This window comes from Oribacterium sp. oral taxon 078 str. F0263 (assembly GCF_000469565.1).
Lineage (GTDB): Bacteria > Bacillota > Clostridia > Lachnospirales > Lachnospiraceae > Oribacterium.
Genome location: NZ_KI273077.1, coordinates 35,171 through 49,911, shown reverse-complemented (window position 1 = coordinate 49,911; position 14,741 = coordinate 35,171). Strand labels below are relative to the sequence as shown.

General features: G+C 56.3%; 11 protein-coding genes. 1 reads left to right on the top strand and 10 read right to left on the bottom strand.

All coding sequences use genetic code 11. The features are described 5' to 3' along the window. Nucleotides 1-5 precede the first annotated feature (5 nt). The 5 genes from HMPREF1986_RS00335 to HMPREF1986_RS00315 form a co-directional block, all read right to left on the bottom strand. Nucleotides 6-668: a cyclodeaminase/cyclohydrolase family protein gene (locus HMPREF1986_RS00335; RefSeq protein ID WP_009214524.1), complete on the bottom strand. Its 663-nt coding sequence runs from the start codon at nucleotides 666-668 to the stop codon at nucleotides 6-8. Between the two features lie 383 nt (nucleotides 669-1,051). After that, nucleotides 1,052-2,305: an argininosuccinate synthase gene (locus tag HMPREF1986_RS00330; RefSeq protein WP_021772712.1), complete on the bottom strand. Its 1,254-nt coding sequence runs from the start codon at nucleotides 2,303-2,305 to the stop codon at nucleotides 1,052-1,054. Nucleotides 2,306-2,477: 172 nt separating this feature from the next. Next, nucleotides 2,478-3,806, bottom strand: coding sequence for an argininosuccinate lyase (argH, locus tag HMPREF1986_RS00325; protein ID WP_021772711.1), 1,329 nt, complete (start codon nucleotides 3,804-3,806; stop codon nucleotides 2,478-2,480). Continuing rightward, nucleotides 3,803-6,985 carry a YfhO family protein gene (locus tag HMPREF1986_RS00320; protein WP_021772710.1) on the bottom strand — a complete coding sequence of 1,061 codons (3,183 nt, stop codon included), beginning with the start codon at nucleotides 6,983-6,985 and terminating at the stop codon, nucleotides 3,803-3,805. The genes argH and HMPREF1986_RS00320 overlap by 4 nt, the downstream gene beginning before the upstream one ends. Next, nucleotides 6,978-7,472, bottom strand: a complete 495-nt coding sequence (locus HMPREF1986_RS00315) for a GtrA family protein (protein ID WP_021772709.1) — start codon at nucleotides 7,470-7,472, stop codon at nucleotides 6,978-6,980. The genes HMPREF1986_RS00320 and HMPREF1986_RS00315 overlap by 8 nt, the downstream gene beginning before the upstream one ends. 346 nt (nucleotides 7,473-7,818) lie before the next feature. Here HMPREF1986_RS00315 and HMPREF1986_RS00310 point away from each other — a divergent pair, with 346 nt between their 5' ends. After that, on the top strand, nucleotides 7,819-8,346 hold the full coding sequence (locus HMPREF1986_RS00310; RefSeq protein WP_009214517.1) for a CarD family transcriptional regulator: 528 nt from the start codon (nucleotides 7,819-7,821) through the stop codon (nucleotides 8,344-8,346). 3 nt (nucleotides 8,347-8,349) lie between these two features. Here HMPREF1986_RS00310 and rlmH read toward each other — a convergent pair whose 3' ends face one another. From rlmH to HMPREF1986_RS00285, 5 genes are all read right to left on the bottom strand, one after another. Continuing rightward, nucleotides 8,350-8,829 (bottom strand): 23S rRNA (pseudouridine(1915)-N(3))-methyltransferase RlmH, encoded by a 480-nt coding sequence (gene rlmH, locus HMPREF1986_RS00305; RefSeq protein ID WP_021772706.1) that lies wholly within the window; start codon nucleotides 8,827-8,829, stop codon nucleotides 8,350-8,352. A 21-nt stretch (nucleotides 8,830-8,850) separates the two neighbouring features. After that, on the bottom strand, nucleotides 8,851-9,444 hold the full coding sequence (locus HMPREF1986_RS00300) for a hypothetical protein (RefSeq protein ID WP_036598574.1): 594 nt from the start codon (nucleotides 9,442-9,444) through the stop codon (nucleotides 8,851-8,853). Nucleotides 9,445-9,502: 58 nt separating this feature from the next. After that, complete coding sequence (locus HMPREF1986_RS00295) at nucleotides 9,503-12,217, bottom strand: valine--tRNA ligase (protein WP_021772704.1); 2,715 nt, start codon at nucleotides 12,215-12,217, stop codon at nucleotides 9,503-9,505. A gap of 189 nt (nucleotides 12,218-12,406) precedes the next feature. Further along, a complete protein-coding gene (locus HMPREF1986_RS00290; protein WP_021772702.1) occupies nucleotides 12,407-13,192 on the bottom strand; it encodes a hypothetical protein in 786 nt (261 codons plus the stop codon). After that, the gene (locus tag HMPREF1986_RS00285) at nucleotides 13,192-14,694 is read right to left on the bottom strand and encodes a DUF5716 family protein (RefSeq protein ID WP_021772701.1); all 1,503 of its coding nucleotides are present in this window, start codon (nucleotides 14,692-14,694) and stop codon (nucleotides 13,192-13,194) included. Before HMPREF1986_RS00285 ends, HMPREF1986_RS00290 begins: the two co-directional genes overlap by 1 nt. Between the last annotated feature and the right edge of the window lie 47 nt (nucleotides 14,695-14,741).

The following is a 14,741-nucleotide window of genomic DNA, read 5'->3' as shown; positions in this document are numbered from 1 at the left end:
CCCGTCTATGATTCCAGGCTCTTTTCCACCATGCAGTAGATCTTCTCCGCGCGCTCTGCCCCCTCCTTTTTCAGGCTGAGAAGCTTCTCCTTTGTCTTCTCCGCAAAGTCGCGATCCTTCATGGCCTTTACATTGATGATGACATTCATCGCGCCCCCGAGGACCGCGGTATTCAGAAATTCCGCGCTGACTCCGGCATCGGAAACCGCAATCCGGGACCCTCTCTCCGCCAGCTCCTCGACGAGCAGAAGCGCCTTTACCGCGGTCTCCATGATCTCCAGCGGCACAAGGCTCGCCTCATGAAGGCATTTCTCCATAATCCTGTCCTTTTCCAGGCGCTGCTCCTCCGTCTCCTTCGGGAGTCCGTAGGCCTTCGAGAGCGGCAGAAAAACCTCCTCATCTCTCTCCGCAAGGCGCATGAAATCCTCCTTCAAAACGGAGAGCTCCTTCATAATTTCCCCGAGCCTCTCCTCGAAGTCCGCATAGCGCTTCTTTCCCGTCGTCAGATTCCCGACCATCATTCCGAGGCATACGCCGCAGGCTCCGGAAAGAGCGGACGCTCCTCCTCCGCCGGGGATCGGAGATGCGGAAGCGAGCCTCGTCAGGAAATCACCGAGCTCCTGATCTCCCAGTCTCTTTGTCCCGGATTCCTTTTTTTCCTCTGCCATTTGCTTTCCTCCTTTATATGATGCTGTAAAAGTCCTATCCGATGAAGATCGATGCGGATTCCGCTCCTGCGAAGACAAATCCATAACCATCAGACAGGCAAATTATAACTATAAGGACTCATTGTCAGGCCCCCTCTCTCTTATAGAGAGACGTGTCCCAGGCTCCGGTATCCCTTTTTATGCAGATATCACGGGCGAAAACGCCCGGCACTGGAATCATTATATACAAAATTATGCTTTTTGCATAGCTTAGTTGGGATGCTTTTCAGAATTTTTCGCATATTTCTCTGTAAATCACGGTGATACTTTGGGCGCAGCAAAACAGCCGCCCTGCTTTCGCGAGCGGCTGTTTTGCTTGCCATAAACGGGTCTTTCCTGCTCTATTATGCTTTTTCTGTCTCCTGCAGCTTCACGGCGCGCACCTTTTCCGGAAGACCGAAGAGGGTGATGAAGCCGGAGGCATCGTGATGGTCGTAGAGATCACCGGTCGCAAAGCTTGCGAGAGATTCGTTGTAGAGGGAGTAGGGGGAGCTCACGCCGGCCCTTATGATATTTCCCTTATAGAGCGCAAGCTTCGTTCTCCCGCTCACGTATTTCTGTGTGGAGGAGACGAAGGCCTCCAGCGCTTCCCGGAGCGGAGCAAACCACTTTCCCTCGTAGACGGTCTGCGCGAACTTCACGTCAGCAAGCTCCTTGAATTCCATGGTCTGCCGATCCAGGATCAGCTCCTCCAGCTGCTTATGGGCTTCTATCAGGATCGTTCCGCCGGGTGTCTCATAGACGCCCCGGCTCTTCATGCCGACCACACGGTTTTCGACGATATCCGTGATGCCGATGCCGTTCGCTCCGCCGATCCGGTTGAGCTCCGTGAGGATCTCCCGCAGGCTCATCTTCCTTCCGTTCAGGGCGACGGGCTTCCCCTTCTCCCAGTCGATGCTGAGCTCCGTCCTCTGGTCCGGGGCTTTCTCCGGAGTCACGGAAAGCACGAGCATGTGCTCATAATCCGGCGCGTTCTCCGGATTTTCCAGCTCCAGCCCCTCGTGGGAGATATGCCAGAGATTTCGGTCCCGACTGTAGGAATTCTCGTGGGAGCCGAAGGCGAGATCGATCCCCTTCTCCTTGCAGTAGGCGATTTCATCCTCTCTGGAGCGGAAGGTCCAGACATCGCTCATCCGCCACGGTGCGAGGATATCGAGGTCGGGAGCCAGGGCCTTTATGGCAAGCTCAAAGCGGATCTGATCATTTCCCTTTCCCGTTGCGCCGTGGCAGATCGCCTTCGCGCCTTCCTTCCGCGCGATCTCCACAAGGCGCTTTGCGATAGCCGGGCGGGCCATCGCGGTTCCGAGCAGATACTTATTCTCATAGCAGGCATTGGCCCGGATGCAGGGAAGCACATAGTTCTCACAGAAATCATCGCTGATGTCCTCGATGTAGAGCTTCGCCGCCCCGGAGAGCTTCGCTCTCTCCGAGAGGCCGTCCAGCTCCTCCCCCTGTCCTACATCGACACAGACACAGATGACCTCATAGCCGAAGTTCTCCTTCAGCCAGGGGATAATCGCCGTCGTATCCAGTCCTCCGGAATACGCCAGCACAACCTTTTCCCCCTGCGTCTTGTTTTTCGGCATCAGCTTTCCCATATATCCTGCCTTTCCGGCGGATCCTCCCCCGCCCTGAAATTCATCCCGCGGGCAGTCCGCCCGTTCCGAAATCAAGCTGTATCTTACTACCGGAGGACGGAAAAGGCAAGCAGAATTTGGATTTTTATTCTATTTTCTATGAAATTTATTCAACAAGATGCCGTATTCCCTCTCAGAGCGCCCCCGGGGCTCCCTTCGTTCTCCGCTTTTTCACACAGCTCTCCAGAGAAATCTCCCCGTAGATATCGTCCTCGATCTCCGGACAAATCGCTTTAAATTCCGGAAGGCTCAGCTCGTCCAGGGAGCACCCCTTCCCCTCGCAGTAGAGGACGAGCTCCCCGACGATGCCGTGCGCAGTGCGGAAGGGAATCCCCTTTCCGACCAGGTAGTCTGCGACATCCGTTGCGTTGCTGAAGCCGCGTTTTGCGCTCTCCCTCATCCGCTCCGTGTCCCATTCGATCGTCTTCAGCATTCCACTCATCAGCCGCACGGAATCCCGCACGGTATCCATGGCGTCGAAGGCGGCCTCCTTATCCTCCTGCATGTCCTTATTATAGGCAAGGGGAAGCCCCTTCATGACTGTGAGGAGCGAGAAGAGATCCCCGTATACCCTCCCGCACTTCCCGCGGATGAGCTCCGCGATATCCGGATTCTTCTTCTGCGGCATGATGCTGGAGCCGGTGGAATAGGCGTCGGAAAGCCGGAGAAAACGGTATTCATTGGAATTCCACAGGATGAGCTCCTCGCTGAGGCGGGACAGGTGCATGGCGATGAGAGAGAGATCGAAGAGATATTCCAGGAGATAATCCCGGTCGGAGACAGCATCCATGGAATTCTCGCTCGCCCGGTCAAAGCCAAGCTCCGCGGCCGTCATCTCCCGGTCCAGAGGATAGCTCGTCCCGGCGAAGGCACCCGCACCAAGCGGCGATTCGTTGAGTCTATTCCTACAGTCCGAAAGCCTTGAGCAGTCCCGCCGAAACATCTCCCGGTAAGCGCCGAGATGATGCGCAAGAGTCGTGGGCTGCGCCTTTTGCAGGTGTGTAAAGCCCGGCATATAGCTCTCCCTGTGCCTTTCCATGAGCTCTGTGAGGACCCCGATCAGCTCCGCGAGCTCCTCCTTCATCCGGTCCAGCTCCTCTCTCGTATAGAGCTTCATGTCGAGTGCCACCTGATCATTTCTGGATCTCCCGGTGTGAAGACGCTTCCCCGCCTCTCCGATCCGCTTCGTAAGCTCCGCTTCGATAAAGCTGTGGATATCCTCCGAGTCCCCTTCGATCACAAGCCTTCCGCTCTCGATGTCCGACAGGATGCCATAGAGTCCTCTGATGATGCTCTCCGCGTCCTTTTCCGATAGAATCCCCTGCTTTCCGAGCATCCTGGCGTGAGCGACGGAGCCCTCGATATCCTCCCGGTAAAGCCTTCTGTCGAAGGGGAGAGAGGCATTGAATCTCTCCACCAGTTCGTCTGTCTTTCCTCTGAATCTCCCTCCCCAAAGCTTCATTCCTTCTCCTCTCCTTCGCTCTTTCCACTGTCCGGAAGCTCACTCAGCTCCTCAGCGAAAAGATCCTCCAGCTCCATCTCTTCCGCCTCTGCCTCTGCCTCATTTCTCCGCGGATTCCGTCCCCTCTTCTTTTCTGCTCTTCCTTCCCACGGATTCCAGCCTTTTTCTTCCTCCGCTTTGTCTTCCCGCGGGTTCCGGCTCGGTTTCTCTTCCGGCTCTGAGCCGCCTTCCTCCGGACTTTGCTTAAATTCCGGCGCAGCTGCTCTGTCCCCTGCCGCTCTCTCCTCCTCCATCAGCGGAAGGGAGAAATCCTCCGGCTCTTCTGCTTCAGCCTCTTCCTCTGCTCTTCCTTCCCGCGGGTTCCGGCTCGGTTTCTCCTCCGGCTCTTCTTCGCCCGCCAGCTCTTCGCAGTCCTCCGGATCCCCGTACTCCTCCAGTTCCTCGCAGTCCTCCAGGTCTTCAAAGTCCGAAAAGACTCCTCTTTCTTCCGCCTCTCTCTCCTCCGAAAAAGACGGGGAATCCTCCTTTCCTTCCCTTACTTCCTCTCCCCCCGCGGGCAGCTCATCTTCTTCGGGAAGCTCATTCTCTTTGAGAAGCTCATCCCCTTCGGAAAACTCATCCTCTTCGGAAGTATTCGCTCTCTCGGAGGTCAGAGCGATAAAATCCGGAGCCCCCCGGTATCTCTTCTCCCTTCTCTTCCATTTCCCTTCCCTCCAGCTTCTCCGGGAGAGGAAAAAGAGGAGGAGGAAGAGGCAAAGGGAGAGAATCGAACAGAGGATTCCGAGGAAAAGCCCCTTTGGAATGTAGCTGAGCGTGATCTCGTGCACTCCCGCATCCAGCGGGATCCCGAGAAAGCAGTTCAGCGCCTTCACCGGCTTTACCTTCCTCCCGTCCACTCTGGCGCTCCAGCCCTCATCATAGGGCACAAAGAGGAGGAGTGTGGAATCCTCCGAGGGTGTCGCCGAGCCGGAGAGCTTTGTGTCCGTGTGAAGCTTTGGCTCCCAGCTTCTTCCGGAGAGCTTTCGATAGAGCTCCTTCAGCGCCGTAAAGTCGAAGCGATAGGCCTCACAGTCCATGCTCTGCCCCGCGGTATCCGCCGTGAGACGCACCTCCTCCCCCTCGCTCAGATAGCCAAGCTCCAGAAAATAGCCCCGGTCCACATTTTCAAAGCTCTTTTCCCCGGAGGCGAGCTTCGCCTTCACCTGCTTTAGCTTCGGATTCGTCACATAGACATAGTATTCCCCCGCCGTATCCGCCGTGAAGCTGTAATCCTTCTCCTGGAAATTCCCGATCACCGGGATCAGCACCGGGGAGCTCTGCATCGCGTCGCAGAAGGAGTTCTGCACCAGAGCGGGCGTCCCCATATCTGTGTGCCAGTTCGTGAGCTCCTCCTCTCTCAGGAAGAGTCCCGGCGGAAGGGAATACTCATTTTGATAAAGGAGCATCTCTCCGGAGCCGTCCCGATAGGACAGGCCCCTCTTTTCCGCCGCCGCGGGCTCCTCGGAGTAGATATCATACTTCACGGAAAAAAGCATATTGACAAGCGGAGTCGAGCCGGTGATGGAATAGGCATTCGTAGAGGCCTCGCAGCCGATCTTTCGGAAAAAGTCAGAGCACTCCTTATAGGCGGTCGAGGAGAAGATAGATACACTCGGAAAATTCAGAAATGCCCCGTCATCCTTCGTCTTTCTCGTCATCTTCTCAAAGCGGCAGAAGCTCTTGTCCTCCGCCCGGACGGCCCGCACGAGCCGTATCGTATCCGCATTGTCCGCCGTATAGGAGGTCCTCGATGTGGTCGTGACCGAGGTCGCGGCCATATTGATCGCGCACTCCATGCCGAGGAGTGCGAGGGCGGAGAGAAGGAGCGCATTATAATTCAGCCCTCCCTTCTTCTCCAGGTAAAAGAGAAGGTAGTAGAGCAGTACGAAGAGGATCGCCGTATAGAAGACAGCCCAGTGAAAGGCGTCGTCAGTCACCACCTTCTGGCAAAGGATGATAAAGGAGAGGGCTGAGGCGAGGGAAATCCCGAGTTCTCTGAGCCCCGTGGCCTTTCTTTTCAGGTAGGCCTCATAGCAAAGGCAGAGCAGCATGAAGATATAGAGGAAGCTCTGTCTGCACGGCAGACTGTTCGGGTAATGAAGGCCGTGCCAGATGAAGTTCAGGATATTGATGGAAAAGCTCAGATAAAAAAAGAGGAGGAGCAGTCCGCTCGCAAGCTTCTTTCGAAGAGAGATTTTCCCGTTCAGAAAATACATCGGAAGGAGCAGGAAGGTGACAGTTCCGGAGTAGAGGTTCGGCCAGTGATCCAGGCCCTGCTCCGTCTCCACAAGCGGCATATGGCGGGCAAACATATCGATGATCCCGAAGTATTGCTTTGCGGTCTCGGGGAAGTTGATATCCCCGGACGCGGTGCCCTTTAAGGCATAGATCTCCGGAAGGAGCGTCACGGCGGCGAGTCCCCCCGCGATCAGAGAATAGAGAAAGAAGCGCCCTGCCCTCCTCCAGAGGAACGGCAGCCCCTCCCTCCCGTCCAGGATAAGATAGGAGAGGAAGGAGAGAAACAGAAAGAGGCAGATCATGATGGAGATATAATAGTTCGAGAGGATGGAAAGCCCCAGTGTCAGTGTGTAGAGCACGGGGCTTCCGCCGGAGAGCATGCGCTCCATCCCGAGGAGAATGAGTGGGAAGAGGAGGATGCAGTCCAGCCACATGATATTCCAGGAATATGCCGCAACGTAGCCGCTCATGGCATAGAGGATGCCGAAAAAACAGCAGCCGAAGTTCGTCCTGTGATAATGCTTCCGAAAGTAAAATGCCGCAGAAAGTCCCGAGAGGCCGATCTTTAAAACGATAAGATAGGTCATGAACTCAATGACGAGCTTCTTTGGCACGAGAAGGATCAGAAAGTTCACCGGGCTCGCGAGATAATAGGAATAGAGCGCGGAGAAATTCACGCCGAGGCCCACATTCCAGCTGTAGAGAAGACTCCCGCCGTGGCGGAGCTTATATTGAAATTCCGAGAAGAAGGGGGCGTACTGATGATACATATCCGTCCTGAGAAAGCTCTCCCTCCCGAAGGGAAAGATGCCCCGCGCGAAGAATATGACGATCATGCTGAGCACCGGTATGAGGAAGGACAGAAGGTAGGCGTCAGATGAGCGGACGATCTTTTTATTCATGCATTTTCTCCCTGAAGATCCAGAATTTGCTCGCAAGATAATTAAAGCCCAGGTTGAAGACGGAGCTCAGCGCCCAGGCGAGACTGTGCCCGAGCTCCATGATGTCCACAAGGAGGATCATGAGGAGGAAGCATACCGCCCCCGAGAAAAGCCGCGCTGCGAGAAAGGCGGAAAATTCCCGCAAAAGCCGCGGAAGGGACATGTCTTTATTCTGAAAGACATAGAGCTTATTGCTCCAATAGGCAAAGATCACCGCAGCGAGAAAGGCGGCGGCATAGGCAAACTTATAGGCCAGCTTCCCCGCTACTCCGAGTCGGGCAAGTCCAAAATCCAGGAGACTGAAGACGAAAAAATTCACAAGAGTCGTGAAGACTCCCGTGACGATATAGAGCAGTGCCTCCCTGCCCTCCTTCTTCCCCGAAAAACGCATGAGAAAACCCTTTCTTCCGATCTTTCCCGAAAACGAAGCCGCCTGATATTTTAGCATATCCTCCGGCGCTGTAAAAGCCCCGGCGAAAAGTCAGTGCCGGGGCGGAAGGAAGCGGAAAAAGCGATGCTGCCCGTCGGAAAAACTCCGCTGTATGCACAGAGATCAGGCGGTGCAGGAAGGCGGACTCATGCACTTTTTGTATAAAATCCCGTGCAATTTAAAATTCTTCCTTTTATGCCCTGATTTTCTTCAGAAAAATGTCAGTATTTGGGTATAACGCTAATCTTTTCCGAAATCCCGGAAAAGACTGGAAATGCCGTCTCCGCTCTGATAAAATTTGTATTATATGGGTTCTGTCTTTTTCTGTCAAGAGGACTCTATAAATTAAAGAAAGGAGGGCAGAATGTTTCAGTCCGGAACCTACGTCGTTTACGGATGCAAAGGAGTGCATAAAATTACGGGCATCACTACGTTGAATCTGGAGGGCATCCCAAAGGACAAAAATTACTATATTCTGGAGCCGCTCAAAAAAGCGCAGGCAGCGATCTACGCCCCTGTCGAGGAGATGCGGATCCGGATGAGGCCGGTCATGAGTCGGGAGGAGGCGGAGCATTTCCTTCAGAGCATGGGGCTCATCCTTCCCCTGTCCATTCGGAATCCAAGAGCAAGAGAGGAGGCCTGTCGGGAATGCATCAGAAGCTGCGAACCCGATGAGCTCCTCCGCGTCATTAAGACGCTGCAGCACCGGAAGACGGAACGGGCAAGGCAGGGGAAGAAGCTCACGCTCTGCGACCTCCACTATATGGAGCAGGCGGAGAGCACGCTCTATGAGGAGCTCTCCCTCTCCCTCTCTCTGGACCGGAGCCTCATCGAGGATAAGATCCGCCGCTTCGTCTCCGAGGAGGAGGAAGTGAGGGAATGCAGACAGTAAATCCTATTTGTGATAGGGTTCCCCCGCGTTGATCTTGAAGGAGCGATAGAGCTGCTCCAGCGCGATGAGGCGCATCAGCTGGTGCGGGAAGGTCATCCGGGAAAAGCTCAAAAGGAAATCCGCTCTCTGCAGGACCTCCTCCGATACCCCGAGGGATCCTCCGATCAGGATACTGATGTCGGACTGACCTCGGAGCATAAGCTCCGAGAGCTTCCCGGCGAGCTCCTCCGAGGAGAGCGCTCTTCCCTCGATCGCAAGCACAATGAGAAAGGACTTTCCCGGCACCTTCGCGAGAAGCCTCTTCCCCTCGATCTCCTTGATTTTTCTTTCTATGGCCTCCGGAGCGTGCTCCGGAGTTTTTTCATCCGGGACCTCCGCGATTTCCAGCGTACAAAAGGAAGAGAGACGCTTCACGTATTCCGCGGCAGCGTCCCTCAGAGACCTCTCCTTTATTTTTCCGGCAGCGATAAGCCGAAGCTTCATATCAAATCCCTTCAAAGCGCATCAGACTCTCTTCAGAGCGAAGCTTTCGATGCCCGCGGGATAGTCCTTCGAGGAGCAATGTCCGGCGGCATCGAAGCTGTATTTTTTGCCGTCGATCTCGTAGCTCTTGTAGTACTCCCCCTCTCCCTGGTACATGCCGCTGGGGCGTCCCTTCGCCGATGCACCGAAGTAGAAATGCTGCGTCACGCCCGTACTGTCCGGGATTACCGCCCAGCCGGTCAGGACTCTCCCCGCATTCGGGTTGTCGTGCTTTGCGCTGTCGCACTCCGCGAAATACCAGCTCTCCTTCTTTGCGGGATCCTGAAACCAGCCCTCCGCGAGCTTCCCATCGTCGAGGAAGTAGTAGTAGCGATCCCCGATCTGCACCCACTGTCTCCTCGCATACTTCCAGGCGGCATTCTTCGTATCGAGATAGAGAAGCTTCCAGTAGCTTCCGTTGTTCTCCCACTGAAAGGCGGCCTGCTTCCCCGCCTTCACCGCCTTCAACTCCTCCTTTCCCGCGCTTCTCTCCTCCGCGCGGCAAAGGAGAGGAGCCGAGAGCGACAGAAAAAGCAACACGACGAGAAATCCGAAATTTTTTATCTTGAACTTCATTTTACCCTCCATACCTTCCGGCAGAGGGAAAATCTGAAAAAGCGTCCTCCGCCGGCATTCAGAGCGCGGCACTCCCCCGAAGCTGTGAAAGCCTCTCCCGGAGAGCCGTGAGCATCTCTTGATATTTTTGCAGCTTGCTCCTCTCCTCTTTGACCTTTTCCTCCGGCGCCTTCTGGACAAAGCGCTCATTGGAGAGCATCCCCTCCGAGCGGCTGATCTCCCCGAGAAGACGCTTCTCTTCCTTCCCGAGTCGTTCCAGCTCCTTTTTGATATCCACAAGCTCTTCGAGCGGGATGTAGATATTCGCCTTCGGGATCACAACGGAGACAGAGCCCTCTGCGATTCCATTCCTGTCGTCCTGAATTATAACATCGGAGGCGAAGGCAAGGGTAGCGAAGAATACCTTACTATGCCGAAACATTTTTCTTACACGGCTGTCCCCGCTCACAAGATAAACTCTGGTCTTCCGGGAGGGCGCGGCGTTCATCTCGTTTCGGACGGCGCGGATCGCGCGGACGGCCTCCTTCACGGCCTCGATCTCCTCCTCGTCCTCCGGGAAGTTGAAATCCTCCCGGTAGAAAACCCATCTGCTCCTCATAAGCGGGACCTTCCCCTCCGCGAGGAAGAGCTCGGAGAGCGTGTCATAAATCTCCTCCGTGATGAAGGGACAGAAGGGGTGCAGAAGCTTCAGAGAGCACATGAGCACCTCACAGAGCGTCCAGAGCGCGGCGATCCGGCTCTCCCTGTCCTCCCCGTGAAGGCGCGGCTTTACCATCTCGATGAACCAGTCGCAAAACTCCTCCCAGAGGAAGCTCTGGATCTTATCCAGGGCGATGCCGAGATCATAGGAAGAGAGGTTTCTCTCGATCTCCTGCGCAGTATGATTCATGCGGGAGAGGATCCAGCGGTCCGCCGCATAGAGCTCCTTCGGGCGGCTTCTCTCCAGGATGGCATCCAGCTCTCCGCCCCCCTCTCCCCGGAGGTCAGAGAGACTCTCCTCGTCCAGATTCATCATGATAAAGCGGGAGGCGTTCCAGACCTTGTTCATGAAGTTTCTGCCCGCCTCGGCCTTCGACCAGTAAAAGCGCATATCATTTCCCGGCGCGTTTCCGCTGAGAAGCGTCATGCGAAGCGCATCCGCCCCGTATTTTCGGATGACCTCCAGGGGGTCGATGCCGTTTCCGAGGGATTTGCTCATCTTCCGACCCTGATCGTCCCGGACCAGGCCGTGGATCAGGACATGGCGGAAGGGGAGCTTTCCGGTCTGCTCGATCCCGGAGAAGACCATGCGGACGACCCAGAAGAAGATGATGTCATAGGCCGTGACGAGGACATCCGTCGGATAGAAATAGGAGAGCTCCGCCGTCTTTTCCGGCCAGCCGAGCGTCTCAAAGGGCCAGAGCGCGCTGGAAAACCAGGTGTCCAGTGTGTCCTCGTCCTGATGAAAATGAGTAGAGCCGCATTTTTCGCAGCACTTCGGCGCTTCCTCGGAGACGATCAGCTCCCCGCAGTCATCGCAGTAATAGGCCGGGATCCTGTGTCCCCACCAAAGCTGCCTCGAAATGCACCAGTCGCGGATATTTTCCAGCCAGTGGAGATAGGTCTTTCCGTAATTTTCCGGGATAAAGCGGAGCTCTCCGCTCTTAAGCGCCTCGATCGCGGGCTTCGCGAGCTCCTCCATCCGGACAAACCACTGGGGCTTTACCATGGGCTCCACCGTGGTCCCGCAGCGGTCGTGGGTCCCCACATTGTGCCGATGCGGCACGACCTTTACCAAAAGTCCCTCCGCCTTCAGATCCTCCACGATCTGCTTCCTGGCCTCGTAGCGGTCCATGCCGTCGTACTTCGAGCCGGGAAGATGAATCGAGGCATCGTCATTTAAGATATTGATCTCCGGGAGCCCGTGGCGCTTTCCGACCTCGAAATCATTCGGGTCGTGGGCCGGGGTGATCTTCACACAGCCGGTCCCGAAATCCCGATCCACATAGCTGTCCGCGATCACCGGGATCCTCCGCCCCGTGAGCGGAAGGATCAGCTCCTTGCCCACAAGATCCTGATATCTCTCATCCTCCGGATTGACCGCGACCGCGCTGTCTCCGAGCAGAGTCTCCGGGCGGGTCGTCGCGATCTCCACGAATCTCCCCTCTTCTCCGACGATGGGATAGTCGATATGCCAAAAGAAGCCGTCCTGCTCCTCATGGACCACCTCGGCGTCGGAGAGGGAGGTCCTGCAGTGCGGACAGTAATTCACGATGCGGGAACCGCGGTAGATATAGCCCTTTCTGTAGAGGGAAAGAAAGGCCGTCTGCACGGCCCGGGAGCAGCCCTCATCCATCGTAAAGCGAAGTCTGTCCCAGTCCGCGGAGGATCCGATCTTGTGAAGCTGATTCACGATCCGCTTCTCGTACTCCTCCTTCCAGCTCCAGGCCTCCTTTAGAAAGCCCTCTCTGCCGAGTGCATGCTTGTCGATCCCCCGCGCCTTCAGCTCATTCGTGACCCTGACCTCCGTCGCGATCGCGGCGTGATCGCAGCCGGGCTGCCAGAGGGCTTCATAGCCCTCCATCCTCTTCCAGCGGATCAGACTGTCCTGGAGCGTATTGTCCAAAGCGTGCCCCATGTGGAGCTGCCCGGTGATATTGGGCGGCGGCATCATAATCGTATAGGGCTTCTTCTTCGGATTGACCTCCGCGTGGAAATATCCCCCCTTAAGCCACATCTCATAGATGCGCTCCTCCACTTCCTCCGGGCAATAGGTTTTTGCCAGTTCTTTCATTCGTCTTCTCCCTCAACTTGTATCCACTGAAAATCCTGTGCCGCTTTCCGGCGACGCTAAAGCCTTACTCCCTGCTGCTTCTCTCGTCTGTTCTCAGGCATGACGTATAGCTATAAATTTTACACGCTCTGGCGCTGGCCCAGGCACTCAGGCGCTCCGATTCCGTGCCCGGGCATAATGGCAGCGCGCTCAATTTCTGCTCCGGTACTCCGCCTTCCATCTTCCGATCTCCTCCCCCGCCAGGCGGCAGAAGTCCTTCGGATCCTTCTCATAGAGCGCACGGAGCCGTTTGATTTTCTCTGTATTTTCCGCATTCTTTCTCGCCGCGGCATATTGTCGGTCCCAGGCCTCCTTCCCCGCCTCCCGGAAGTCCTTCGCATATCTTCTCCCCCGGTTCTCCGAGGGCTCCAGCCGCCCGAGAAAATAGAGCCGCTTCAGAGCCTCCTTCATCTTCTCACTCTGATAGAGCTCCTCATAGATCTCACCGGCCTGATGGAAGCGGGTGAGTGCCACATAGCTGTCCGCCAGCTTTCTCTTCCTCGTCGGGCTGTGCTCCTCCGACTCCGCCTTCTGATAGGCCTCCGCGGCCTTCCGGTAACGCTTGAGGGAAAGATACGCATCCCCCTGCTTCTCCGAAAATTCCGCGGGGGAGAGGACCCGGATCGCGGCGAGCCTCTGCTCGTATTCCCTCAGCTCCCACTCCGCGCAGTAATTCCCCTCCCGCAGAATGCGGAGCAGGGCGAGATTCCGCTTCTCCTCCTGCCCGATATAGCTCTTCAGCTTCTCCGCGAGATAGGAAAAGCCGAGCTCCTCCTGGAGCCATTGGCAGAGCTTCTCATCCACGATGCTCTCCGGCAGGAGGACTGGATAATGCAAAAGCACATAGCAGAGCTCCTGCATGCTCCAGAGATTTTTATCCAGAGTCTCATAGTAGAAGGGATGCTCCGCCTTCTTCGTGCAAAGGATCAGTCCCATTACGCTCCTCCCGCCGTTTTTCTAAGATCCAGCTCCTCCGTCAGAACCGCTCCGCTGGAGGGGTAGATCTCTCCGAAGCCATCGTCCCTCACCTCGACCCGGAAATGCTCCCCATCCGGAAAGCTCGTCTTAAGGACGATCCGCACGCTCCGGTCCTTCCTCTCCGGGAAGCCGTTCAGATGCATGCGAAGCTGGGAGGCACTCCCCATCGAGCTCGCGGGACTCAAGCGAAAGTCAATATAGTTCTGGCCGTCCAGAATCAGCTCGTGCTCGGTGGAAAGCCCCATCCAGGGCTCCCCGGCAGAGGCCAGAATCAGGCTCTTGTCCCGTTCCCTCACGCTGACCCGGAGGGAAATATCGCAGCAGACCCTGCTGTCACAGAGAAGTCTGCAGTCCTCCGTCCTCTCCGCGGCGAGCACCTCGCTGTAGTAGAGCGCTCCCAAGGCAATGAGCTGCTGCTCCGTGCACACCTTCCTTCCCTTCAGGAGATAGGACATGAAGTTTCTCGCAAAGTCCGTATTCTCGAAGCCCTTTCCGCAGAGCATCACAAGACCGTAGTTTCCCTTTTGCAGCTTTCTCTCCGCGAGCCTTCGCAGGATCCTGTCCCCCGTCTTCTGCCCGGACTCCGTCTCCAAAGCCTCCAGCGAGATGGACTCATCCTGCGGCTCGGAAAACGCGAAGGCGCACTTCTTCGCCCCCTGTGTGACGCGGAGCTCATAGTAAGAGAGGCTTCGGTCCTCGAGCTCAAACATCCCGACCTTTCGGTTGTAGAGGAGCTTTTCCTGCCTCAGCATATAGTGGATGAAGCTCTCTGTGTGCGTGAGGATGCATAGCTCAAAGCTCTCCCCGAGCATGGCGGAAAGGAGAGCGCGGAGCCGCTCCATGAGCGCCTGGTCCATAAAGCGGAGCGAGACGACGAGGATCGATCTGCCGGGCAGAAAATCCGGAAAAGCCTCTCCGCCGGACTCCTCCTCCGCTTCTGCCTCCGCCTCTTCGGAAACGGGAGGATCCTCCGGCTCCGAAACCACATCCTCGATCTCCTCGATCAGGGCCTCCGGGCCCTGCTCCTGTTCTCCGCTCTCCTCCTGCTCTTTCTCCTTCTCCTCCTCTTTCCCGTCTCTTTTCTCCCCTCCGCCGGCTTCCTCCAGGACGAGTCGGAGAAAGGTCTCCATGAGCTCCTCTGCGCTGTATTTCCGATCCCCGAGCGACGCGCTCTCTCCCTTTCGGTAAAGGGAAAAAAGCTGCTCCAGCAGGAAGCCGGAGCCTTCCCGGCCCATCTCCAGAGCAGCCTCCCCGATCCTCCATTCCTCTCCCCGCTTTGATCGGCAGAGCACAGTGGGGAAGGAAAGCTGCTTCCTCCCCCCATCCGTACAAAGAGCCGTGCGCCTCTCCCCAAGGGACAGGCCGATCCGTCTCTCCGTCTCTTCCATTACCATCTCCCGCATCCTCCCGCTGTCCTTCTCCGCCTCTTCTGCCCGTTTCGTCTTCCCATTTCGTATCATTTCATATCCTATTCCATAGCTCGGGGGGCCGAAACGCGAATGCCTGT